At 70.1% G+C, this 23,389-nt stretch carries 25 protein-coding genes and 1 pseudogene; 21 read left to right on the top strand and 5 right to left on the bottom strand.

The window, feature by feature from the left end:
- Window positions 1–4: 4 nt before the first annotated feature.
- The 9 genes and pseudogenes from SVTN_RS39745 to SVTN_RS42930 all read left to right on the top strand — a co-directional run bounded on the left by SVTN_RS39745 (window position 5) and on the right by SVTN_RS42930 (window position 8,601).
- Window positions 5–925 (top strand): type II secretion system F family protein, encoded by a 921-nt coding sequence (locus SVTN_RS39745; RefSeq protein WP_041134819.1) that lies wholly within the window; start codon window positions 5–7, stop codon window positions 923–925.
- Window positions 922–1,812 (top strand): type II secretion system F family protein, encoded by an 891-nt coding sequence (locus SVTN_RS39740; protein WP_041134818.1) that lies wholly within the window; start codon window positions 922–924, stop codon window positions 1,810–1,812. Before SVTN_RS39745 ends, SVTN_RS39740 begins: the two co-directional genes overlap by 4 nt.
- Before the next feature lie 18 nt (window positions 1,813–1,830).
- The gene (locus tag SVTN_RS39735) at window positions 1,831–2,016 is read left to right on the top strand and encodes a hypothetical protein (RefSeq protein ID WP_041134817.1); all 186 of its coding nucleotides are present in this window, start codon (window positions 1,831–1,833) and stop codon (window positions 2,014–2,016) included.
- A gap of 27 nt (window positions 2,017–2,043) precedes the next feature.
- A complete protein-coding gene (locus SVTN_RS39730) occupies window positions 2,044–2,466 on the top strand; it encodes a TadE/TadG family type IV pilus assembly protein (RefSeq protein ID WP_078908855.1) in 423 nt (140 codons plus the stop codon).
- On the top strand, window positions 2,463–2,906 hold the full coding sequence (locus SVTN_RS39725) for a TadE/TadG family type IV pilus assembly protein (RefSeq protein WP_041134816.1): 444 nt from the start codon (window positions 2,463–2,465) through the stop codon (window positions 2,904–2,906). The genes SVTN_RS39730 and SVTN_RS39725 overlap by 4 nt, the downstream gene beginning before the upstream one ends.
- Complete coding sequence (locus tag SVTN_RS39720) at window positions 2,903–3,361, top strand: TadE/TadG family type IV pilus assembly protein (RefSeq protein WP_245728047.1); 459 nt, start codon at window positions 2,903–2,905, stop codon at window positions 3,359–3,361. The genes SVTN_RS39725 and SVTN_RS39720 overlap by 4 nt, the downstream gene beginning before the upstream one ends.
- Window positions 3,362–3,368: 7 nt before the next feature.
- Entirely contained in the window at window positions 3,369–6,812 is a 3,444-nt protein-coding gene (locus SVTN_RS46310; RefSeq protein ID WP_041134815.1) for a LysM peptidoglycan-binding domain-containing protein, read from the top strand.
- 297 nt (window positions 6,813–7,109) lie between these two features.
- Entirely contained in the window at window positions 7,110–7,583 is a 474-nt protein-coding gene (locus SVTN_RS39710; RefSeq protein WP_041134814.1) for a YxiG-like protein, read from the top strand.
- A gap of 56 nt (window positions 7,584–7,639) precedes the next feature.
- Window positions 7,640–8,601, top strand: a pseudogene (locus tag SVTN_RS42930) (IS5 family transposase).
- Window positions 8,602–8,610: 9 nt separating this feature from the next.
- Here SVTN_RS42930 and SVTN_RS39695 read toward each other — a convergent pair.
- The gene (locus SVTN_RS39695) at window positions 8,611–8,841 is read right to left on the bottom strand and encodes a bacteriocin immunity protein (RefSeq protein WP_041127349.1); all 231 of its coding nucleotides are present in this window, start codon (window positions 8,839–8,841) and stop codon (window positions 8,611–8,613) included.
- 148 nt (window positions 8,842–8,989) lie between these two features.
- Between SVTN_RS39695 and SVTN_RS39690 the strand changes: the two genes are divergently transcribed.
- From SVTN_RS39690 to SVTN_RS39675, 4 genes are all read left to right on the top strand, one after another.
- Window positions 8,990–10,024, top strand: coding sequence for an IS630 family transposase (locus SVTN_RS39690; RefSeq protein WP_099055352.1), 1,035 nt, complete (start codon window positions 8,990–8,992; stop codon window positions 10,022–10,024).
- Window positions 10,025–10,079: 55 nt separating this feature from the next.
- Window positions 10,080–11,288: an IS701 family transposase gene (locus SVTN_RS39685; RefSeq protein WP_107072810.1), complete on the top strand. Its 1,209-nt coding sequence runs from the start codon at window positions 10,080–10,082 to the stop codon at window positions 11,286–11,288.
- Window positions 11,289–12,074: 786 nt separating this feature from the next.
- Entirely contained in the window at window positions 12,075–12,341 is a 267-nt protein-coding gene (locus tag SVTN_RS39680) for a hypothetical protein (RefSeq protein WP_159026591.1), read from the top strand.
- A 22-nt stretch (window positions 12,342–12,363) separates the two neighbouring features.
- Entirely contained in the window at window positions 12,364–13,224 is an 861-nt protein-coding gene (locus SVTN_RS39675; RefSeq protein ID WP_052499810.1) for a helix-turn-helix domain-containing protein, read from the top strand.
- 81 nt (window positions 13,225–13,305) lie between these two features.
- Here the strand turns inward: SVTN_RS39675 and SVTN_RS46030 are convergent, their stop codons facing one another.
- The gene (locus tag SVTN_RS46030; protein ID WP_052499809.1) at window positions 13,306–13,785 is read right to left on the bottom strand and encodes a GNAT family N-acetyltransferase; all 480 of its coding nucleotides are present in this window, start codon (window positions 13,783–13,785) and stop codon (window positions 13,306–13,308) included.
- A 72-nt stretch (window positions 13,786–13,857) separates the two neighbouring features.
- Between SVTN_RS46030 and SVTN_RS39665 the strand changes: the two genes are divergently transcribed.
- A complete protein-coding gene (locus tag SVTN_RS39665; RefSeq protein ID WP_041134811.1) occupies window positions 13,858–14,304 on the top strand; it encodes a hypothetical protein in 447 nt (148 codons plus the stop codon).
- A 110-nt stretch (window positions 14,305–14,414) separates the two neighbouring features.
- Here SVTN_RS39665 and SVTN_RS39660 read toward each other — a convergent pair whose 3' ends face one another.
- Window positions 14,415–14,615, bottom strand: coding sequence for a hypothetical protein (locus SVTN_RS39660; RefSeq protein ID WP_052499808.1), 201 nt, complete (start codon window positions 14,613–14,615; stop codon window positions 14,415–14,417).
- A 115-nt stretch (window positions 14,616–14,730) separates the two neighbouring features.
- Between SVTN_RS39660 and SVTN_RS39655 the strand changes: the two genes are divergently transcribed.
- Window positions 14,731–17,253: a hypothetical protein gene (locus SVTN_RS39655; protein ID WP_063782369.1), complete on the top strand. Its 2,523-nt coding sequence runs from the start codon at window positions 14,731–14,733 to the stop codon at window positions 17,251–17,253.
- 330 nt (window positions 17,254–17,583) lie between these two features.
- Here SVTN_RS39655 and SVTN_RS39650 read toward each other — a convergent pair whose 3' ends face one another.
- On the bottom strand, window positions 17,584–17,775 hold the full coding sequence (locus SVTN_RS39650; RefSeq protein ID WP_041134809.1) for a DUF397 domain-containing protein: 192 nt from the start codon (window positions 17,773–17,775) through the stop codon (window positions 17,584–17,586).
- Window positions 17,772–18,635, bottom strand: coding sequence for a helix-turn-helix domain-containing protein (locus SVTN_RS39645; protein ID WP_041134808.1), 864 nt, complete (start codon window positions 18,633–18,635; stop codon window positions 17,772–17,774). Before SVTN_RS39645 ends, SVTN_RS39650 begins: the two co-directional genes overlap by 4 nt.
- A gap of 350 nt (window positions 18,636–18,985) precedes the next feature.
- Here SVTN_RS39645 and SVTN_RS39640 point away from each other — a divergent pair, with 350 nt between their 5' ends.
- The 6 genes from SVTN_RS39640 (at window position 18,986) to SVTN_RS39615 (ending at window position 23,267) form a co-directional block, all read left to right on the top strand.
- Window positions 18,986–19,165, top strand: coding sequence for a hypothetical protein (locus SVTN_RS39640; RefSeq protein ID WP_041134807.1), 180 nt, complete (start codon window positions 18,986–18,988; stop codon window positions 19,163–19,165).
- Between the two features lie 77 nt (window positions 19,166–19,242).
- The gene (locus SVTN_RS39635; RefSeq protein WP_041134806.1) at window positions 19,243–19,653 is read left to right on the top strand and encodes an ATP-binding protein; all 411 of its coding nucleotides are present in this window, start codon (window positions 19,243–19,245) and stop codon (window positions 19,651–19,653) included.
- A gap of 194 nt (window positions 19,654–19,847) precedes the next feature.
- Window positions 19,848–20,135 (top strand): hypothetical protein, encoded by a 288-nt coding sequence (locus tag SVTN_RS44565; RefSeq protein ID WP_159026589.1) that lies wholly within the window; start codon window positions 19,848–19,850, stop codon window positions 20,133–20,135.
- Window positions 20,132–21,286: a phosphotransferase family protein gene (locus SVTN_RS39625; protein ID WP_159026588.1), complete on the top strand. Its 1,155-nt coding sequence runs from the start codon at window positions 20,132–20,134 to the stop codon at window positions 21,284–21,286. The genes SVTN_RS44565 and SVTN_RS39625 overlap by 4 nt, the downstream gene beginning before the upstream one ends.
- Entirely contained in the window at window positions 21,271–22,155 is an 885-nt protein-coding gene (locus tag SVTN_RS39620) for a lactate/malate family dehydrogenase (RefSeq protein WP_041134804.1), read from the top strand. The genes SVTN_RS39625 and SVTN_RS39620 overlap by 16 nt, the downstream gene beginning before the upstream one ends.
- 5 nt (window positions 22,156–22,160) lie before the next feature.
- Entirely contained in the window at window positions 22,161–23,267 is a 1,107-nt protein-coding gene (locus SVTN_RS39615) for a phosphoenolpyruvate carboxykinase (ATP) (protein ID WP_041134803.1), read from the top strand.
- The last annotated feature ends 122 nt before the right edge of the window (window positions 23,268–23,389 follow it).

Here is a 23,389-nt window from a genome sequence, read left to right as displayed (position 1 = left end):
CCCGGTGAACTCGTCCCAGCTCGCCCTTGTTGCCGCGCTGTGCGCCCTCGTCACGGTCCTTGCTGCTCTGGCCGCCGTACGCGAGTGGCGCGGCCGCGCCGTGGACCCGGCGAAGCCCGCCTCCCGCCGCGCCAACCGGATCCAAGCGGCGAAGGCCGGCCTGCCCGAGGCATGGCAGCGCCGCTGGCGCACCCTGGTCACTACCGCCGGCATCACCGTCCTCGTGGTCTGGGCGTGGACGGGATGGCCCGTCCACGGTGTTCTCGCAGGCGCGGCGGTTCTCGGCTTCCCCTTCCTGCTCAACCCCGGGACGGCGGCCGAGCAGCGCATCGAGCGCCTGGAGGCGATCGGCCAGTGGCTCAACGGCCTGGCCGGCATCCACACCGGGGGTATCAGCCTCGTCCAGACCATCCGCGCCAGCGCCCGCAACGCCCCCGCACCCATCGCCGCCAACGTTCGTGCACTGGATGAGCGGCTGCGCTCCGGCATGGACGCGAAGCAGGCGTTCGCCCTGTTCGCGGACGAACTCGGCGACGGGGTCGTGGACCACGTCGCGCTGCTCTTCCAGTCGCACGCGGCGAACATGGGCCCCGGCCTGAGCACGGCACTGGAAGCGCTCGCGGTGACGATCCACCAGCAGGCCGCCGATGCCCGCGACATCGAGTCCGACCGCGCCAAGATCCGCAAGTCCAGCAGGATCGTGTCCATCGTGATCTGCATCGTCTTCGTCGCCTCCATGCTCAACGAGGCCTGGTCCGCCTGGTACCAGTCCCCGCCCGGGCAGCTGGCCCTCGCCGTCCTCGGCGGCCTCTTCGCCTGGACGCTGTCCTGGCTGCGCCGGGCCGCCGCCACCAAGCCGGACCCCCGCCTGCTCAACCCCCTGCCCCAGGCCGAGCCGGCCACCGTGACAGGAGCCGTCCGATGATCCCCATGGAAGCGGTCCTGCCCGCCGCGGCCGCCGGAGCCTTCGCCGGCCTGGCCATCCGCGCCCTGTGGCCGGCACGACCCGACCTCGCCTCCGTCCTCGACCGGCTCGACGCCGACCACATCGCCCGCCAGCCCAAAACCACCGCCACCACCACCGGATCCCTGCCCGAGAAGGTCGGCACCCGCCTCCTCGGCGCCTTCGGCGAGCGGATCACCCTGCCCGTCCGGGACCTGAACCTGCTGCGGATCAGCCCGGCCGAACACCTCGGCAAGAGAGCCCTCTTCGCCCTCTACGGGCTGGTCCTGCCCCAGCTGGCCGGCGAGCTCCTGGCAATGCTGGGGGTCACCCTGCCGTTCGTGATGCCCGCCGCCGCCGGCCTCGGCCTGGGCGCCCTGTTCTGGCTCTGGCCCGGACAGGAAGTCCGCAAAGAGGCCGCAGCAGCCCGCCTCGTCGTCCGGCACGCCGCCGCCTCCTACCTCGACCGCGTCGCCCTGGCCCGCATCGCCAACAGCGGCGCCGCCCAGGCCCTGACCGACACCGCCGACGTGGGCGACGGCTGGATCTTCGAACGGATGCGGCAGGCGTTCTACGAGGCCGACCTCGCCGGCGTCACCGTCTGGGACGCCCTCAAGCAACTCGGCGAGGACCTCGACATCCCCGAACTCACCCGCCCCGCCGACACCCTCGCCCTCGCGGGCGACGGCGCCGCCGTCTACACCACCCTCCAGGCCCAGGCCCGCCAACTGCGCGTCGCGATCCTCGCCGACGCCAAGGCCCAGGCCAACGAAGCGAGCACGTCGATGGTGCTGCCGGTGACCTTCGCCGTGCTGCTCATGCTCGTCTTCGTCGTGCTGCCGCCCGTCGTCAGCATGTTCAACGGCTAGATCAAAAAGGAGAACCCCATGCACATCCGCGTCCTGACCACCGTCCTCGCCGCCCGCTGGGAGCGCCTGAAGAAGGGCGGCGACGCCGGCCAGAGCTCGGCCGAGCTCGCCGTCATCGCCGGCGTCGTCATCGCCATCGCGATCGCCGTCGTCGCCGCGATCAAGACCTTCACCGACGCCAAGATCCCGCTCATCAGCGGCTGAACCCACCACCAGGAGGAAGGAAACGGCGTGAAAGACCAGGCCAGCAACCGGTGGCAGCGCCTCCGCGCACGCCTGCGGAACGAAGGCGACCGAGGCTCGGGCAGCGTCGAGCTGGCCGTCCTCGCTGTCGTCGTGCTGTTCCTGGTCTTCGCCGCGATCCAGACCGGCATGTACTTCTACGCCCGCTCCGTCGCCCGCTCCGCCGCCACCCAGGGAGTCGAAGCCGGACGCCAGCTCGGCGCCGGCCCCGGCGACGGCGTCGCCCAGGCCCAGGAACTCCTCACGAAGTACGCCACCGTCCGCGGGGCGACCGTCTCCGCCGACGGCAGCGGACCAGAACAGATCCGCATCACCGTCCGAGGCACCGTCGCCACCCTCGTCCCCGGCCTCGAACTCGACGTCGTCCAGAGCGCCCAGGCCCCCGTCGAACGCTGGGTCACAGCCCAGTGAGGCGGGCCCGACGCCACAACTGGCGCGAGGACCGGGGCAGCTACTCCGTCGAGACCGTCATCCTCGCCCCAGCCATCATCGCCCTCATGCTCCTCATGATCGCGTTCGGCAGGGTCACCGACGCCTCCGGCGCCGTGGACGGCGCCGCCCGCGCGGCCGCCCGCGCCGCCTCCCTCGAACTCGAAGCAGGCGCAGCGCAGGCCGCCGGGGCAGCGGCCGCGAACCGCAGCCTCACCGGCGAGGGAATCCACTGCGCCGCCTCCAGCGTCTCGGTCGACACCTCCGGGTACGGCCTCGACATCGGCCAGGAGGCCACCGTCAGGGCCACCGTCACCTGCACGGCCCCGCTCGGCGAGATCGGGCTGCCCGGACTTCCCGGATCCCGCACGCTCCGGTCGTCGTGGACCAGCCCGATCGACTCCTACAGGAGCCGCCCGTGACCACCGCCCTCACCTGCCACATCACCCGCCTGCGGCACCGGATCCGCCACGGCCGCGACCGGGGCTCGCTGTCCCCGTTCTACGCGCTGAGCGCCATCGGCATCATCATGCTCATGGGACTGCTGGTCGACGGCGGCGGAGCCCTCAACGCCACCAACCGCGCAACCGGACTCGCACAGGAGGCCGCCCGCGCGGCCGGCCAACAGCTCAACGTCCCCGCCGCCGTCCAGGGCACCGACATCACGGTGGACCCAGACGCCGCCGTCGCCGCCGCCCAGGACTACCTCGCCGCCCAGAACGCCAGCGGCAACGTGACCATCACAGACGGCGGCCAGCGCCTCGAAGTCACCGTCCACGACACCTACAACACGCTGTGCGCACAGTTCGTAGGCAGGTCGACGATCAGCGTGTCCGGCACGGCACACGCCCGACTGCACACCCAAGCCGGAGGCTGACCACCCCATGAGCACCCACCTACGCCTGCTCCGCGCCCTGCTCGGCCTCGCCGTCCTGGCCGCACTCATCGCCGGCATCCCCCTCGTCCTGCTGGCCATCGGCCACCAGCCCACCGACCTCGCCGGCGGATGGGACCTGCTGACCCAGCAGGACGACGGCCGGCTGTTCTTCACGGTGCTCACGACCATCGGCTGGATCGCCTGGGCCGCCTTCACCTTCTCCGCCCTCGTCGAGACCGTCGCGATGCTCCGCGGCCGCAAGGCCCGGCGGATCAAGGGCCTCGGCGGGATGCAGTCCTTCGCCGGCCTCCTCATCGGCGGCCTCGTGCTGCTCGCCCCCACCACCGCCTCGGCCGCCACCGGCCCGGCCGTCACGGCGACCGCCGTACAGACCACGGGCACCAGCAGCATGGCGACCGCCCCCGCAGCCGCGGCGGAACAGGACACCTGGCCCACCCACACCGTCACCGGAGACTCCGAACTCCCCTGGGACCTGGCGGAGCAGTACCTCGGCAGCGGCCCGCGATGGAAGGACATCGCCGCCCTCAACCCCTCCATCCCCCAGCTCGCGGCCGGCGACCAGTTCCTCCCCAAGGGCGCCGTCATCCGCCTCCCCGCCGACGCCAACATCGCCCAACCCGCCACCCCGGCAACGACACCCACCCAGACCGCGCCCGAGACAGCCCCGCCCGCGCAGCAGCCCGAGCAGGCCGGCCCCGCGGACACGAAGCCCGCCCCGACCCAGGCCGAGCACGTCACCGTACGGCCCGGAGACAGCCTGTGGACCATCGCCGACGACCACGGCAACCCCGAGGACTGGCCGAAGATCTTCGAAGCCAACAAGGGCACCCCGCTGCCCGGCGGCGGAACCTTCGACAACCCCAACCTGATCGTCCCCGGCCAGAAACTCACCCTCCCCACAGCAACCGCCCCAGCCCCCGCTCCCGACACCCGTCCCACCCCGGGCACCAAGACACCACCGAAGCCGGACACGTCGAAAGACACCCCCACGCCGACGGCCCCCGCACCCGCCCCCTCGAAACCCTCCACACCCGCACCCGCCGCCTCCACCCCCGCGCCCGCCGCGTCCAGGCCGAGCACCACGCCCACCACCGCCGCTCCAACGCCCGCGCAGGACGGCCAGAAGGCGGACACAACCCAGCAGACACAGGACGCCGACGAAGCCCTGGCACCCGCTGCCGTCTGGATGGGCGCCGGCGCCCTGGCCGCCGCCCTCATCAGCACGATCACCACCCGCCGCATCCTCCAGCAGCGCCGCCGCCGGCCCGGCCGACGCATCCCCATGCCCACCGGCAGCGCCGCCGCCACCGAGCAGGGCCTGCGCTCCGCCCAGCACCCCACCGGCTTCGACCTCCTCGACGCGACCCTGCGCACCCTGGCCCTCAACCTCGCCGAAGCCGACCGCGACCTGCCCGTGGTCACCGCCGTCGTGCTCCACGAGAACAAGGTCGAACTCCACCTCGACCAGGACACCGCGCCGATGAAGCCCTTCTCGGGCACCGCTGGCCGCACCGACCTGTGGACCTGCACCGCCTCCAACCCCGACCTCGCCGACCACGACGCCCTCCAGGGCGCCGATGCCCCCTACCCGGCCCTGGTCTCCCTGGGCTGGGACGGCGCCGGCCGCCTGGTCCTCGTCGACCTGGAGTACATCGGCGTCCTTCACCTGGACGGCGACGCCGACCACACCCGCCACGTCCTGCAGGCCATCGCGGTCGAGCTCGCCAGCACCCCCCTGCCCGGCCACCTGGAAATCACCGCGCTGGCCGACACCACCCCCGGCCTGGACGACGCAGCACCCGAACGCGTCGCCCGCACCAGCGCGCTCGCCGACGCGCTCGCCGACCTGGCCAGCCACACGGCCGACCAGCGCCGCGCCCTGGCCGCGCTCGGCGCACCCACCCTCCGCACGGCCCGCCTGCAGGAGGACGCCGGCGGTTCGTGGACCCCCCACATCCTCCTCGCGGCCGAACTGCCCGAAGGGACCGAGACCGAGGAACTGTTCGACCTGATCACGGCCGAGCCGCGGGTGGCCGGCGCGGTGGTGACATCGAGCGAGAACGCCAGCCTGGCCCCGGACGAGGGCTGGACACTCCACTGCACGGGACCGGACGAGACCATCGTCCTGCCCGGCTCCGGCCTGCCCATCAAGCTCCAGGGCCTGACCGACTCCCACTTCGCCGACGCGATCGAGCTGCTCACCCTGTCCGCCAGCACCGCCGACGTACCCGCCCGCGACGAGTGGCTGGACGACCTCCTTCTTGACGACCCCGAAGAGGAGCCGGAAGAGGGAGACCAGCAGAGGCTGGAGCAGGAGGACTCCGCGGAGGACCCGGGGGAGAACAGCGACGACGAAGGAGCACCCGCCCCGGAGCCGCCTGCTGATGCCGACGAGGACGGCATGCCCGCCGAGTACGCCGACATCGAGCGGGAGGAGCTGGAAACCGCACAGGGCGAGACCACCGAGCCCACCCAGGAGACCGAAGCGGCACCCCTGCCTGCGAGTGCCCCGGTCCCGGCCACGACCGACCCGGCGGCGGCCGCCGCAGGACTGACGAAGGAAACCCCGAACCCCGCCAAGGCAGGCTCTGCGGCTGGCAACCCGATCCCGGCTCCCCTCCCGGCTCCCGGCCCGGCCTCGACTACCGACGGCGTCGAGGAGTCGTACGACACTGCCCCCGCGGTCCTCCTGCTGGGACCGGTGGTCATCGAGGGCGTAGCAGGCCGGATCGACTCCAACCGCCGGAGCGCAGCCGTCGAGCTCGTCTCCTACCTCGTGCTCAACCCCGGCGCCGACCACCACGCCATCGACGACGCGCTCTGGCCGGGCCGCCTGGTCAACAAGCAGATGCGCAACGCCGTCATCTCCCGCACCCGGTCCTGGCTCGGGAAGAACAGCGACAGCGAGGCCTACTTCCCGCGGGTCCAGGACACCAGCGACAGCCGCTACCGTCTCGCTGCGGCCGTCACCTGCGACTGGCGGTCCTTCCAGTTCCACGCACGCATCGGTCTGGCCCGCCACGACGAAGACGGGGACCTCTCCCTGCGCCGGGCCCTCGCACTCGTCCGCGGCCGCCCCTTCGCCGCGATCGACCCTCAGCGCTACGCCTGGGCCGAGCCGGTCGTCCAGGAGATGGTCTCGGCCATTGCCGACGTCGCCTACGAGCTGTCCACCCGTCGCCGGGAAGCCTCCGACTACACCGGCGCGCTCTGGGCCGCGCACCAGGGCCTTCTCGCCGCCGAGGAGAACGAACTCCTTCACCGACAGGTCTTCCTCGCCCACCACGGCGCCGGAGACGTGGACGCCCTGCGCGAAGCCGCCGCCCGGCTGGCCCGCATCAATGAAGGCCTTGGCGGGGGAGTGGACATGGAAGCGGAGACAGCACAGCTGCTGAGCACACTGCTGCCGAAGCCGGTCATCCTGCGCTGACCGCAGGCCCACGAGGTATGGCCATACAGGCAAGGCCCGGAATCCCCCCGCTGCGGCTGGGAGGAATCCGGGCCTTGCTCGTTGGTGCTCGTCCTCATTCACCGTGGTGCTGTCGCTGCGCTTCTTCGGCTCCAGGTGGGGAGCGAGGCCTGCGGGCGGGCGCGAGTTGGGTGAGTTGGTGGTGTGTGTGGGTGACGCAGCTGCTAGGACTTGGCTGGGCGATCTCTGAGGGCAGCGGCGCCCAGCACCCGTGAATCTCGTTACCGAGGGTCTTGCCCAGTGAGGTAGAAGGGCGGCATGGACACCGCCGTACTTGAGCAGATGCTGGACGAGACCTTCGATCACGCCGTCGTGCACCACGGATACACCAACTACATGCGCGACTACGAGGTCATCATCTACGCGACAGCTGATCCCCGAACCGGCATCGCGCCGTCCCACCTGCGGTATCTCTTCCGGTACTGCGTCGAGGCCCGATGCGAGACATCAGTACCGGCGGACACCTGGCGGGGCTCCTTGGACGACCGGCTCATCGACCACGAAACCGGTGTTGACCTCGACGGATACGTCTGGGGGGTGAAGTGGCACACCCTGTACCCAGGAGCCAAACTCCTTCCTGAGTCCGAGGCGACCCGCCGCTGGTCGAAGGCCCTCGGGATCGACTTTCACGAGGTGCGCATGGAAACCAACGCGCACAACGTGACCTTGCTCTTCTCGGACCTTCAGGTGAGCGAGGTCCCGGTCGGATACGCACCCTTCGTCACGAAGTAGGGATCAGGGTTCGCGTGATCTTGTGACTGCCGTCTGTCCAGGTCGTTCTTCCTCCCATGGGACGAGGCGATCTGAGTGATGCCGAGTGGGAACGGCTGCGCCCGTTCCTGCCGGTCAGCAACGGTCGTTGTGGCCGGTGGCGGAACCACCGGCAGGTGATCGACGGGATTCTGCACCGGGTGCGAACCGGGGTGCAGTGGCGTGACCTGCCCGAACGGTTCGGACCGTGGAAGACCGTCTACGAACGCCACCGCCTGTGGTCGGCCGACGGAACCCGGGAACGCCTGCTCCAGCAGGTCCAGGCCGCAGCCGACGCCGCAGGGGAGATCGACTGGGACATCTCGGTCGACTCCACCATCGTCCGCGCGCACCAGCATGCGGCCGGCGCCCGCACCGACCCGCCTCCGGCTCCGGCTCCGGCTCCGGCTCCGGCTCCGGCTCCGGGATCAAAGGGGGCCGAAGAGATGGAACACCAGGCCGAGACGCCGTGGCAGAGTCTGGTCGCCCGCCTGGTGGAGGTGGTGCTGGAGGTGAGGGCTTGGGCCGCTCGCGTGGCGGGTTCACCAGCAAGCTCCACCTGAGCGCGGACGGCCGCTGCCGCCCGCTCTCCCTGGTCGTCACCGCCGGACAGCGGGCGGACTGCACTCACTTCCAGACGGTGCTGGAAAAGATCCGCGTCCCGCGGGTCGGTCCGGGCCGACCGCGCATGAAGCCCGACAGCCTCGCGGCCGACAAGGGCTACAGCAACGGTCCGTGCCGCAAGTACCTGCGGCACCGGGGCATTCGGCACACGATCCCGGAGAAGACCGACAGCCAGGCCGCCCGCCTGCGCAAGGGCTCACGCGGCGGACGGCCGCCAGGCTTCGGCGAAGAGCGGTACAAGAAGCGCAACACCGTCGAACGGGCGATCAACAGGCTGAAGCAGTCCCGGGCCGTGGCCACTCGCTATGACAAGCGCGGCTACGTCTTCCTCGGCACGGCCACCACCGCAGCTCTGCTCATCTGGCTTCGGAGTTGAGCCGTCACCTCACAAAGCGATCGGCCGGTACGCCAGAGCCTGGTCGACTACCTCGTCAGCCGAAAGCTCCCGCGCCCGCGACCAAAAGATCAAGTCGCTGACATGACCAGACGGGCATGCCAGGGCTCTGTCCAGTCTGTCCAGCCAGCGGTCCACCTCGTCGTCCGAGGCGTAGTCCGCCTCCATGATCCGCTGCACGAGCGTGACCGCCTCCGCGCGACTCATCTCCACAGCACTCATGACGTCCCTCCGCTGAGTCACCCTAACGGGGACGCGTGATCGCCCGGACAGCTCCTAGTGTCCTGAGTCGGAGATTTGTCGTTGGTCTGGTGTGAGTCGTCCTGGACCGAAGATCCCGCCGGTGGTGTTGTCCGATGCCGAGCGGGCGATGTTGCAGTCGTGGGTGCGCCGTCGTTCGAGTGCCCAGTCGCTGGCCTTGCGGTCGCGGATCGTCCTGGAGAGCGCGGACGGACACGCGATCGCCGAGGTCGCCCGGCGGCTGGGCATCACCACGGACACCGTCCGGGCCTGGCGGCGACGCTTCCTGGAACGCCGGCTCGACGGCCTGTGCGACGAACCACGCCCCGGTGTCCCCCGGAAGATCACCGACACCGACGTCGAACGCGTCATCGTCAAGACGCTCGAGGAGACACCGAAAGACGCCACGCACTGGTCGACCCGGTCGATGGCCGCGGCGACCGGAATGTCGCAGTCGGCGATCTCCCGGATCTGGCGGGCCTTCGCCCTCCAGCCCCACCGGGCCGAGACGTTCAAGCTCTCCAAAGACCCGCTGTTCATCGACAAGGTCCGTGACGTGGTCGGGCTGTATCTCGACCCGCCGGAGCGGGCCCTGGTGCTGTGTGTGGACGAGAAGTCCCAGATCCAGGCCCTGGACCGGTCCCAGCCGGTCCTGCCGATGATGCCCGGGGTGCCCGAACGCCGCAGCCACGACTACGTGCGCGCGGGCACCACCACCCTGTTCGCCGCACTCGACACCGCGACCGGCAAGGTCATCGGCTCGCTCCACCGCCGCCACCGCACGGTGGAGTTCAAGAAGTTCCTGGTCAAGCTCGACAAGGAAGTCCCCGCGGACCTCGAGGTCCATTTGATCCTGGACAACTACGTCACCCACAAGGTCCCGGCCGTGAAGACCTGGCTGCTGGCGCATCCACGCTTCCACCTGCACTTCACCCCGACCGGCTCCTCCTGGCTGAACCTGGTCGAGCGGTGGTTCGCCGAACTCACCACGAAGAAGCTCCGCCGGGGCGTCCACCGCTCCGTCCAGGCCCTCGAACGCGACATCCGGGCCTGGCTCGCCGACTGGAACGAACACCCCCGGCCCTTCGTCTGGACGAAGACCGCCGACGACATCCTCGACAAAGTCGCCGCTTACTGCCGACGAATCTCCGACTCAGGACACTAGTAGTGCTTTGTTAGGTGGTCTTGTCGTGGTGGGTGGGTGGTAGTTCGCTGGCTGTATGAGGGCTGGGGAGCTTGCCGCGGTGCGGGGCCGGTTGGAGGAGTTCGCGGCGGAGGTGTTCGCGCCGTTGGTGCGTCGGGACCAGCGGGCGAAGGGTGCGTTATACCTTCGGGGGCTGCTGCTGGACGGTCGCAGGAAGTCGATGCAGCCGATGGCTGAACGGCTCGGTGTCGATCACCAGCAGTTGCAGCAGTTCATGACGACCTCGACGTGGCAGGTCAGGGACGTGCGGGCCCGGCTGGCGTGGCGGGCGGTGGCGGTCGTGCGGCCGCAGGTGTGGGTGGTGGACGACACCGGCTTCCCCAAGGACGGCCGTTCCTCGCCCGGGGTGGCCCGGCAGTACTCCGGCACCCTGGGCAAGGTCGGCAACTGCCAGATCGGCGTCAGTGTCCACGCCGCCTCCGAGGAGGCTTCGTGCCCGTTGTCCTGGCGTCTGTTCCTGCCTGCCGCCTGGGACGGTCCCGGCGCCCAGGCCCGCAGGCGGGCCTGCCGGATCCCTGATGGTGAGTGCCACCGTCCCAAGTGGCAGCTCGCCCTGGACATGCTCGACGAACTCGCCGGCTTTGGGCTGCGGCCCGCTGTGCTGGTCGCCGATACCGGCTATGGCGCGAACGCCGACTTCCGCGACGGCCTGGACGAACGCGGCCTGGCCTGGGTGCTGCAGGCCAGGGGCGAGATGACCGCCCACGGCCAGGACGCGGTGCCGCACCAGCCCGAATACGGCGGGCTCGGCCCCAGGCCGCTGCCCCGCTATCGCACCCGGCCGGTGTCCTTGCGCGAGCACGTGCTGGCCGCGGGTCGCGGCCGCGGTCGGACCGTGACCTGGCGCAAGGGATCGAAGGCGGCGATGAGCTCGCACTTCGTGTTCCTGCGCGTCCGGCTCGCGGGCCGTCGCCCGAAACCGGCCGCCGACGGCACGATCGGGTTGTCCTGGCTGATCGCCCGGTGGCCCGAGGGCGAGCGTGAACCGGTGCAGTACTGGATCTCGAACCTGCCACCCGATATCCCTGCCAGGGATCTGGTCCGGCTGGCGAAAGCCCGGTGGCGGATCGAGCACGACTACCGCGAGCTGAAAACAGCCCTGGGCCTGGACCACTTCGAGGGCCGTTCGTTCGCCGGCTGGCACCGGCACGTCACCCTCGTCACCGCCGCCCACCTGTTCCTGACCGAACAGCGGAGACACCCAAAAGCCCCTGCCAGGGCCTGACCCTCTACCAGGCCCTGGACCTCCTCCAACAGCTCATCGCCACTTGGACCGGGACCTGCCCCACCTGCCGACAGACCGTCCCATGGCAGCCCTACGACACCACCTAACAAAGCACTACTAGTGAAGAGGACGGCGAGGGCGAGGACCGTAGTGCGGCGGCCGCCGGTCCGTACCTCTGTGTGTGACCGGGCGGATCTGTGCTGGGCTGCGAAAGAGGAGCGGTGAGCCGGTGCGCCTATGGAGCACCGGCTCACCGGTTGTGCGGCAGTGGCCAATCACCGACGCACGAATTCCCTGCTGACCTGCGGTTGGAGCCGGTAGTGGCACAGAGGGTGACCGAATAGTTCCACTGGGACAAGGTCGGCGCAACCGAAAGTGAGTCAGCGCTGCATGAATATCCGATGACCCGGAAAGCGGAAGCCGGGCCGCCGGAAAGAGTCGCCAGGAAGCGGCAGGTCGCATAGCGGGCAGCTACGGTGCGCACCCGCTTTGGCCTGAGCTTGAGGTGGCTCTCGTTGGCGAACAGGTATCCGGCGCTCAGATACGTCTCGGGTCTGTCGCGGATTGCCCCCGGCATGGCAATGGAACGAACTTCGTCGTGTGAGACAGGAGTGAACTATGTGTCCTCGATCCGACCTGACGGGCCCTCACTCAGTGGCACGATGCTCTCACGCGACGTGGCGAGCCAAACGCCCGTACGTACGAAGCTGGTTGGAGCCGGACACCCTCGTAACCCGAGGGCCCCCATGACCGCCCCGTGGCGGCAGGTACAGAGAGAGAAGACCCATGTCCCGTATCCGTACGACCTCCCGTCGGCAGCCGCTCGGAGGAGCCGGCGCCGCCGTCATCATTGTGATCGTGGTGACGGCCGCCGCCCTGACTGCGCTCGTGGGCGGTGAGGCCGCGCCCACGCCGCCCATCGGCGTCATCAGCCTGCTCGCCACCTCTGCTGGCATCGGCGTACTTGCGATCCGCCTCACGGCCACCGGCTTCGCCGACCCGCTGCGAACGACGGCCATGCGCATCCTCAGCTCCGCTTCTCCGCAGGACTGAGTGAGGCAGAGGAGGTGGCTCCATGGCGCCCCGGAAGGGCCGGCCAACGAGCCCGGTGGCCAATGCCGCCAACGGCATGGGCGAGCTAGCCGAGTACCTCCGAGCGGCGCGCCGCAAGAGGGGACTCACCCGCGGGGAACTCGCGAGCAAGCTTGGATGCTCCATCACGACCGTCCAGCGTGCCGAAGGAGGGAAAATCCCTCCCGCACGCGACACCGTTCACGGATACATCCGCGTCTGCGTCCTGGACCACGTCCAAGCCGAAGCGCTGTGGAACAAGGCCGTGAGCTTTTACCGCGGCCGCGTGCCGCGCAGCTACACGCAGGCTCCCCGACCCGACCTGGTGCGCACCGCCGACGAACTCGGCGCCGCGCTTGCTCGGGTCTGGGAGCAAAACGGCCGCCCCTCCACCAGGGAAATGGAGAGGCGGGCGGAAGGCCGCTACAAGGAAACAAGGGCGCCTCTCTCCCGCAGTACGGCGGAGAGGATCTCGCGCCGCAAGTCGCTGCCCGGTTCGCAGCGGACCCTGCACGCGTACCTGGTCGCCTGCGAGGTGCCTGAGGCGAAGTTCCCCATGTGGGTCCAGGCGTGGGGACGAGTCCAGGGGAGGCGCCAAGCCGTCCGGGAGAGAGAACGAAGAGAAGCCAGGAGGGTCATTCAGAGACAGGCTCCCGAAGCCAAGGACCGCATGCGGGAAGCCGGGCTCATTCCGCTCGACAAATACCGTGGGCCGGTGGCGCCGTGGTCCGCCCGGCACATCCTGTGCGACACAGTCAGCCGATTCAGGTTCCGCTCGGTTCTCGAGGGCAGTGCCCACTGTCCCGTCTGTAACGAGCTGCTCCCACCCGTGGAGAGCGAGGGACGACAGCCGCAGCGGCTGTGAGTCTGTCGGACGGCCCTCGCCGCGTCTGGCCGCGACGGCTGTCGCCGGAGCCTCCGGACATACCGGGGGCTCCACGTGCTGTCAGGGGCTGAGGCGCAGAAGCAACAGATCGAGTACAGGTCCGTTCGGCCCGGTCTTGTACGGGCCTGCGTACTGGTAGCCGAGCTGCCGGTAGAGGTTCTGGGCGGGGGCGCCGGGCATGGCGAGGAGTGAGACCCACTGGGGGCGCATGGCATCCAGGAGGGCTTGGCGGATCCGGGTGCCGATGCCGTGGCCTTGCCAGCCGGGGCGGACGGCGAGACGGACGACGGCCAGCACCGCGGCGCCGGTTCCCAGGAGCATGGTGAGTCGCCGCATGTCCTCACCATCGCCTTCCATCGACCGCCCGGCCGCACACGGGGCAGGCAGGGTGAACCCGAGTTCGGCGACGGTCCGGCCGGTGACCTTGTGGAGCAGATGCCGGTACCGCAGCGAGGGGCACGCGGTGGTTCCGTCCTCCCGCGTGGCGATCGTCCGGGCGACGCAGTGGACCGGCTCGCCGTACTCGATCGACTTCTTCACCAGGAACTCGAGCGAGAACGCCTCGCCTTCCGCGATCCCGCCCGCGCTATCTCCCTCACCAGCAACCGAGCGGTGCCGACCGGGCTTCCCTCCGACTGCATCGCCGGCCTCCTGGACCGCCTCGACGACCCCCGCGACCGCCTCATAGTGGCCCTCGTCGCCATCTACGCCTTCCTCCCCGGACAGCTCGACCACCTCCGGCGAACCGACCTCGACCGTAGTAAGGGCCGACTGCGCCTGCGCAGGGCGGGACGCCTGGGCCACGTCATCTACATCGACGCCTTCACCCTGCGCCTGGCCGCAGTGTGGGAACTCCAGCGTCACCAGCGTTGGCCCGACAGCTCCAACCTCCACTTTTTCGTCACCCGCAACACCGCCGTCGACGACTCCGGCCCGCCCATCAGCGTCGGCGCGGTACAGAGCCTCCTCCAAAGAGTCGGCCTGTCGACCGGCCGCCTACACGTGGACCGAATCGTCGACGAGGCGCGCCACAGCGCGGACCCTGTCCAGCTGATGTAGCTCTTCGGCCTGTCCAATCTCTCGGCCACTCGCTTCGTCCTGTCGGCACACCCAGACAAGAAGAACGGCCCATCACCCCATGAACGAGACGTCGCCGTGGTTCGAAGAGGTCACCGGAGGAACTGGGCCAGAACTCCAGTGATGGCGGCGGCCAGGGTGAGAACGGCTGCGAAGGTCGTGGCGGCGCGCATGAGGGCTGCCGGGTAGGTGGCGCCGTCGAGGCGGGCGAGTGTGCCCGCGGCAGCGGCGGCCAGGAGCGCGAACATGACGACGAGAGCGGCGGCAAGTAGAACAACGGCGAGACGGGTCACGGTGATCTCCTCCTGACAGGTGGATGTTGACGTGACCGAAGTTCGCGGAATCGATGCTCACCATGGTTCGGCCGGACAAAGATGAACACTGGCGAACACGTGGACTGGAGGCTGGATGCCGAACAAGGACGACGGCGGTCAGGAAGAGCAGCTGGTTCAACTGCGCAACAGACTGGCGGACGGACTGGCGCGTAAACGGCTGACTAAGGTTCAGGTCGCGGCTCAAGCACGCCTGGGCCGTACCACAGTCCAGGAGGCGTTCAGGGCTGATGGGCCTGTTCCATCGGCCGGGACGGTCGTCGGGCTGGCCAACGTGCTTGGGCTGCCGAGGGCGGAGCTGCTGGAGCTACGGCGCAGGGCACTCGGCAATGCTGGCTCCGTACACGAACAGGCGGATGGTCCGGGCAAGCCGATCGGGGAATGGGACCCGCATGACCTGGAAGTCCATCCGTCCGGAGCGCGCGTCGCCATGGGCGGTTCTGGCTCCCCGGCAGCCCGGCCCCTTTCAGGGTACGTGCGCCGCGACCACGACCAGGTGCTCGCCGACGCGGTGGGCAGGGCAACGGGGGGCCACAGCCAGATGCTGATCATGGTCGGCTCGTCCTCCACAGGGAAGACACGTGCGTGTTGGGAAGGCATCCAGCCGCTGGCGGTCGGTGGTTGGCGACTGTGGCACCCCTACGATCCGACCCGGGCTGAAGCGGCGCTCGCCGAGCTGGAGTGCGTCACACCGTGCACGGTGGTGTGGCTCAACGAGGCTCAGCATTACCTCGGAGACCCGAAGGCCGGCGAGCGGATCGCGGCTTCCCTGCACACCCTGCTCACCCACCCGGGCCGCGGCCCAGTGCTGATCCTTGGCACGCTATGGCCCGAATACGCAGACCGGTACACGAACCTGCCAGCCTTCGGAACCCCGGACGTCCACAGCCGGGCCCGTGAACTCCTGACCGGACGCATCGTCACGGTCCCGGATACCTTCGACCAGGAGGCTCTCCGCGCTGCGGAGGATCTCGCCGCAGGAGGTGACCGGCTCATGGCCGACACCCTCACCCGTGCCCGAGAGCACGGCCGGATCGCACAGGACCTCGCGGGCGCTCCCGAGCTGTTGCGGCGCTACGAGAACGGAAGCCCTGCCGCCAGGGCCCTGCTGGAAGCCGCAATGGACGCCCGCCGCCTCGGCGTCGGCCTCCGCCTTCCGCAAGCCTTCCTTGCCGAAGCCGCCACCGACTACCTCACCGACCACGACTGGGACCAGCTCAGTGACGACTGGGCCGAGGCCGCCTTCGCCGACCTCGCCCACCCTGTTCACGGCAAGCAAGCCCTCCTGCAACGAATCACCATCCGCCCCGCGCGGCGCCCGCACGGCTCTCCGACACCTGCCACGGCGCTGGTCTCGACGGGAGGGCCGGTCTTCCGTATCGCCGACTATCTCGAGCAGCACGGCCGGACCAGTCGCTACGGCCTCTGCCCGCCCGCCTCCTTCTGGCATGCCGCTCTCACCTACCTGACCCACCCCGACGACCTCAACAACCTCGCCGACGCCGCCGAACATCGGCACCGCTTGCAATGGGCCCACCATCTGCGACACCGAGCCGCCAACGCCGGAAGTCCTGGGGCGTTTGTCAGTCTGGGGCGGATGCGGGAGGTGGCTGGGGACAGGGAGGGCGCCGAAGCCCTCTACCGGCTTGCCGCCGAAGCCGGCAGCTCCAACGCCTATTTCGCTCTGGCACTGATGCGGGAGAATGCCGGCGATCCGGAGGGCGCCGAAGCCATCTACCGGCTTGCCATCGAAGCCGACAGCTCCAACGCTTATTTAGCTCTGGCACTGAGGCGGGAAAATGCCGGGGATAGAGAAGGTGCCGAAGCCCTCGCCAGACAGGCCTCCGACACGGGCGACCCGGCCGCACTGTCCGCCCTTGCGCAGGCGCGGAAGACTATCGGGGACCTGGAGGGGGCCGAAGCACTCATCCGGCAGGGCATCGCCGCCGGGCACTCCGACCTGCTCCTCGACCTGGCACGGATTCGGGAGGAAGCCGGGGACCTGGAGGGTGCCGAAGCCCTCGCCAGACAAGCTGCCGACACCGGCCACCCGGCCGTACTCCTCAGCCTCGCGCTGGCGCGGAAGGATGCCGGGGATCGGGAGGGGGCTGAAGCCCTATGGTGGCAGGCCGCCGACGCAGGCCACAGCGGCGGGCTCACCAATCTCGCACAGTTGCGAGAGGAAGTCGGGGACCGGGAGGGCGCCGATGCCATCGCCAGACGCGGCGCAGACGGCGGCAACGGCGACGCCCTGGCTCACCTCGCATTGATGCGCGAGACGGCTGGCGATCGGGAGAGCGCTGAAGCACTCGCCCGGCAGGCGGCAGCCCTTGGCCATACCAATTCCCTGAGGGTCCTGTCGGTGATTCGGGAGTCACTGGTCGGCTGGCAGGATGCTGAAGTACTCGTCCGGCAAGCCACCGACGCCGGGCAGTTTGTCCCCCAGTTCAAGGCCAGGTGGCCGTACGGACTGGACCCGGACGGCTCGCCCACTCCACCCTGGTCTGACCAAGGCGCGAGCGTCCAAGGTTCAGCGCACCAGCCAACCCAAGCTGCAGCGCTCAGGCCCCATGACACTCCTGACGTGCCTCGATGTTGAGTCAACGCCAGCCGGGCGGGCATCATCAGCTGGGGTGTGGCGACGGTCGTGGACGGTAAGGCGGAAGCGCATCGGTCGAAGGCGAAGCAGCTCGTGGCCCGCGGCTGGCTGGCCGAGTCGGCGCCGGGCCGGTTCACGCTCGTGCTGGGCGTGGCCGGGCCAGGTGGCGGGCCATAAGCAGGGTCATCGACCAAAGCCAGAAAGCCGGTCCGTTACCAGGAGTCGGCCCGGAGGGCAGCGCTCAGGCTGCAGGTATGGGTGTGTGAGAAAGGCCCGTCTCCCTCAAAGTCTTCCGTTCGGGTGGGAACGACGGGCCTTTCGTGAGAGCGGTCAGATCTCCAGCGTCGAGGCGTATTCGACGAACGCGGAGAACTCCGCCGGCCCGAATGAAAGGGTCTGGCCGGTCTTGTCCTTCGAGTCTCGGACGTACAGGACGCCCGGCATGTTCGCGACCTCGACGCAGTCCTGCTCGCCGGCGCTGTATGAGGACTTGAACCAGGCCGGGCTGTCGGGGGCGGTCATGAGTGCTTCTCCTCCATGATTTTCTTGATGGTCTCGCGCGATTCGTCTGGTGACTGCGCGGTGGCGACGATCTGCTCGAAGGCTTCTTCGAAGATCGTCACGTCGTTGGTCCCTTCCACGAAGGTGCCGCCGCGCAGGTTCTCCAGGTTGACGACGGTGGGCCACGGCGAGGGAAAGCTGACGATGCTGAACATCCCGGCCAGGCCCGGATGCCCGCCGCAGTCGAGCGGCATCACCTGGACCGTGATGCCCTTGCGGGTGGAGACCTCCAGCAGGTACGCGAGCTGATCGCGCATCGCAGTGTGGTCGGGGAACCTCTGATGAAGGGCGGCCTCGCCGATCACCGCCCACAGGCGTAGCGGGTTCGGGGAGCGTTCGAGCACGGACTGCCGGGCCAGCCGGAGGCGGGAGAGCGCGTCCTTGTCCTCGTCGGTTCGGGTGATCGCGGAGGCGTTGATGACCTGTCGGGCGTAGGCACCGCGCTGGAGCAGCCCGGGGATCAGGTTCGGCGAGAAGAAGCGCACGGCCTCTGCGTCGGTGTCCACGCTCAGCAGGTCCTGGTACGAGTCGCCGAGGGTGCCGAATCCTGCCCACCAGCCCTTCTTGCCGGCGTCGCGGGCGAGGGCTGACATAGCTCCTATGAACGCATGGTCGGTGACGCCGTAATGGCCAAGGAGGTCCTCGACCTCCTTGGTGGAGATGTGTCGTCGTGCGTTCTCGATCTTCGACATGGTGGGCTTGTCCCAGCCCATGAGCGCGGCGGCGTCCTCGAGGCTGAGGCCGGCCTCGTCGCGTCTGGCCGCCAGCTGCTCTCCGAGGCGGCGACGCCGCAGGGTGGGCCTGGCTCTCTGGTTCGGCATTACTCCCCCTTCTCCCTTGCTGGTGACGTCGTGTCACCTGTGGGTGCGTGCATCCCGCGCTTGGGTCGCATTGTGCCCGCGCCGGGTTGTTGCGTCGAGGGTGGACAGGAATTCGGGTAGGTGCGCCTGTTGCGCACCCGGTGGGTTGAGGTGCACTCTAGCTCTCATGGCGACATGACTATCCGTCAATTCGTGATCACCTAGCGGCGTTTAGTCGGTGAGCCTCCAGTTCGGCCGGGCTTTGAGCATGGGCCCGGCACGGCGGCTCTGACCTCCGCCCCCGTCGGAGACCGGGGCCGCCATCCATCCCTTCAAGTTCCGCCCTCATCCACCGGATTGCCGAGGCCGACGTGAAGACGATCCCCAGCAGCACCCCCTGCGAGCACACCCCCGCACGCCCCCACGCTCCGGCCCGTGCCTTCTGCGCCTCGCACGGCCCGGTCGCCGACTGGAGCGAGGACACCTGCGACCTGTACCTCGACCTGTTCAGCACCCCCACCCCCCGCCACACGGAAGGTGCTGCCACGTGACGAGCACGCTGATTGCCCCCGTTCCGCCGGTCGGCCGGCGCGCCCCACAGCCCATCTACGTCACGAGAGGAGGCGGCATGCTGAACCCCTTCACCCCGGCCCCCGCGGACCCGCCGGGCTATCTCGCCAAGTACACCGCTCGTGACACCGCCCCCGGCCAGGCGCGGCGCGATGTCGCGCGCACGCTTACGACCTGGGGCCTGGAACACCTGATCGACACGGCCGAACTCCTGATCTCAGAGCTGGTCACCAACGCCGTCATCCACACGGACTCGCGCACCGTCAGCGTGGTCGTCACCCGTACCGACGAGACCACCGTCCGCCTCATGGCGCTGGACACCGACCGCGCCGAGATGTCCGTGCCGACTGCCCCGAGCAACGACGAGGAAGCCGGCCGCGGACTGTTCCTCGTCGCCGCCCTGGCCGACCGGTGGGGCATCGAGCGGGTCTCCACCGGCAAGCGGATCTGGTGCGAGGTGAACTCGTGACCGGTGCCGACCGCAGCGAGTTACACGCCCCCTCGCCCGGAGCCCCCAGCGCGCCGCGCTACGGCCGACACGTAGGCGGTACGGCCGAAATCCACTGCGAGGCGTGGGCCGGGACCCCGCTCGCCCCGTACACCTGGCTGCTGTCCTGCGACACGGCCCCGTCCCCGTGGGGTGCCGTGCGGTGCCTGACGGCGGTGGCCGAGCACCTCGCCGACCGGCTCGACGACGACCCCGACGACGTCCGTCCCTTCCCGGGGACCACCCTGCGCCGCTGGGCCGAGGACCGGCTCGGGCTCGAGGACCTCGCGGACCGGCTCACCCGCCGCGCCTACGTCCCGGAGGTCGTGTGCGTCACCGGCCCCGGGCACATCCTCTACACCCTGGCCGCGATGCCCGCGGCCGCGTGCGTCTGCCGCCGGCCCCGGCCCCTCTCCGGCATGACGAGCCCTGCAGCTGCCGTCGCGAGCGGGTGGTCCGCGTGATGCCCCCGGCGGCGGCCGACGTGCTCGCGATGGCGGGCGACCAGGTCCTCACCGCCGCGCGGTCCGCGTGGCCGGGCGCCGAGGTGGTCCCGGGCCAGGTGACGCCCAGCGTCACCAGCTACGTACAGCTGATCACCGTCGACGGCCGCGACCTGTACGCGAAGACCTCGGTCTGCGGGGTCTCCCTGGTGTCGCTGCTGCGCGGCACTTGCGGGGACTTTGAGACCGTACGCGCCCGGCAGGCGGCCTATCTACTCTCGCCCGACTCGCTCATGGCCCGCGAGGCTGCTCAACTGCGTGCCCTGGCCGGCCCCGCCGGGCTCGGGACGGTGGCGCTCGCCGGATACGACCGCGGGGTCCTGTTCACCGAGCCGGTGCCGGGCCCGACGCTCGCGGACCTGATCGAGGCCGAGCCCGGCCGCACCCGGGAGCTGCTCGGGACGATCGTGCGGGACCTCGCCGAAGGGCTCGCCCGGGAGGGCGTCACCGAGGCCGTGGAGAGCGCGCCGATCCGCGAGCGCGGCATCGGCGGGACATTCAGCCGGAAGTTCAACGGGCTGAGCGGCGGGATCTACCTGCGCCAGACCGGGCACGGCGAAGTCCTCGACCCGGTGGTCGCCCGCCTGCGCCGGACCCGCCGGATCCCTCCCGCGTCTGGGCGGACGGTCGTCTTCGGCGACCTCAAGCCGGAACACGCCACCTTCCCCGAGGATCACGGCCGACCGGTCTACCTCGACCCGGGGCTGATGCACGGTCACGCGGTCGCGGACACCGCCAAGCTCGTCTCGCGCCTGACGCTCGGGCTGATCGCACACCGTCCGGCCGCCGCAGCCGTAGCCCTGAGCGGAATCGACTCGTTCGTCCGGGCGTCCGCCCGGCGCCTGCCCGCGCAGGAACGAGCGGCCTGGCTGGGCGAACTCGTGCTCCTGGTCCTCATGGACACCCTCAACATCCTGTCCACCTACCTCACCGCCCCCGCCGGCCTGCCGCTGTCCGCGCACGCGGCCGCAGTGAGAGACCGCGCCCGCCACGTCGCGGACCTTTTGGACCGCGCCACGGCCCAGCTCGCGGCGACCGAGGACGGGGCGACCTGGTGGCGCCTGTATATGACCCGCGTACGAGAGGCGGTAGCCGCATGCGAATCGGACTGATCGGAGCCGGAGCGGTCGGCCAGAGCGTCGGCGCGCTGCTCGTCGCCGCCGGCTGGTGCACCGAGCTCCTCATCGCCTCCGGGTCGCAGGCCAGCGCCCGCGGGCTCGTCACCGATCTGGAGGACCTGACCGAGGTCACCGGATCCTGCATGCGGGTCACGCTCACCACCCCGCAGGCCATGGGCTCCTGCGACGCCATCGTGCTCTCCCCGAGGGCCCCCTTCACCAACACCGCCCGTCGGGATGTACGGATGGCCGGCCTCATCGCCAACGCGCCACTGATCGTCCACTTGGCCCGGCAGCTCACCGGCTACACCGGCGTCGCCGTTATGGTGACCAACCCCGTCGATGTGCTGGCTCGCATCTTCGCCGAGCGTTCCGGCTGCGAGCGGGTCGTGGGGATCGGCGCGGCGACCGACACCGCCCGCTACCGTCTCACCCTCGCCCGCCACCTCGGCGTGCCCGTCGGCGCGGTCCGCGGGCACGTGATCGGCGAGCACGGCGACGGCGCCGTGATCTGCGCCTCCACCACCACTGTCCACGGAGCACCCGTCACCGTCCCCGTGCAGCAGGTGCGCACCGAACTCGCCGCCCGGCCCCGCCGGATCAGCGATGGCATCGGCCGCACCCGTCTCGGGCCCGCCGGGGCCGTCCTGGACGCCCTCGTCCACACCCTCGGCCTCGCCGATGGGCTGACCGAGGTCTCCGTCCGCCAGGACACGGGCGTCTGGCTCGGGATGCCCGTCCACTACACCGACGGGGCCCCGGCGATGTGTCCGCCGGCCCTCGACGACTCCGAGACCGCCCAGCTCGCGGCGGCCACGGAGAAGCTCCACACCGCCTATATCCGCCTCAGCAAGGAGATCTGACCCTTATGGGTGCCGTACGCATCACCACCGCCGACGGCCAGGCCGTCACCGTGGCCAGCCAGACCGACACCGTCCCCGCCTGGGCCCAGCGCTACCTCGGCGGCTGGTGGAACGCCGAGCCCACCACCGAGCTCCACGGACCGAGCGTCTTCGCCGACCTCGACGAGACCAAGCTCCTGGCCCTGGCCGCGGCCGTCGAGCAGGGCGACGCGGAGACAGTCGAGTACGCCGGCGCCCACCTGCTCGTCGTCCGTGACGGTCAGATGGTCACCGCCGTGCAGGAAGACCGCTCGCTCGCCTACCGCTGGGACGAGAACCTGCGCATGCTGCGGATCGTCGGCACCGACGAGACCGACCTCGCCACCGCCGCCGCCCGTCTCGCCCGTGAACTCGTGCGCGCCCATCTCCTTGCCGACGGCTGGTTCATCCTCCACGCCTCCGCCGTCACCGGCGCCGACGGCGCCACGATCCTCACCCTCGGGGACAAGGGGGCGGGCAAGACCACCACCAGCCTGGCCCTGGCCCGCGCCGGATGGCGGCTCCTGGCCAACGACCGGATCTTCGCCCGCGTCGACGAGCACGGTGTGGTGCGGGTCCTGCCGTGGCCGTCCGCCGCGGCGTACGGCTTCGGTCTCCTCGAGGCGCACGACCTGTACGAGGTCGTCCGCACCCGGCTCGCCTCCGGCGAGCAGATGCACCCCACCCAGCACCAGAAGGTCACCGACGCCCTCCTCGCCGGCCGCCGCGAGCCGTTGTGGAAGGCGAACGGCAAGGAGCTCAAGCCCCAGCTGTGGCCGGACCAGCTCACCTCGTGGCTGTCCATGCCGCTCGCCGCCGAAGGCCACGCCGTCGGCGTCCTCTACCCGCAGATCACCGCCGGCGCCGAACCCCGGCTCATCGAGAGCGACCGCGGCGTCCAGCCCGGCGACTTCTTCGACGAGACGACCGAGGACCGCTACCCCGACATCTTCGGGCTGCTGCCCGCCCCCGGCGACCGCACCCTCCTGACCGAGCACCTCGACGCCCTGCTGCACCAGGGACTCGTCATGAACCACGACGCCGCCGCGAACGCCGCCGTCCTCAAGGAAGCCGTGGCCCGCCTCGGCGCTTGACCCCCCTGTGAACCGGCCGGCCCGCGCCCCACGGCGGGCCGGCCACCACCCCAAGCCTGCGACGCCTCCCGACCGATCCCGGGCCTGGCACCCGGAAGACCGGCGGATTCGTACCACGTGCT

The organism is Streptomyces vietnamensis (genome assembly GCF_000830005.1).
Classification (GTDB): Bacteria; Actinomycetota; Actinomycetes; order Streptomycetales; family Streptomycetaceae; genus Streptomyces; species Streptomyces vietnamensis.
The sequence above is the reverse complement of the archived record's forward strand: the minus strand, read 5'-3'. Positions and strand labels throughout refer to the sequence as shown.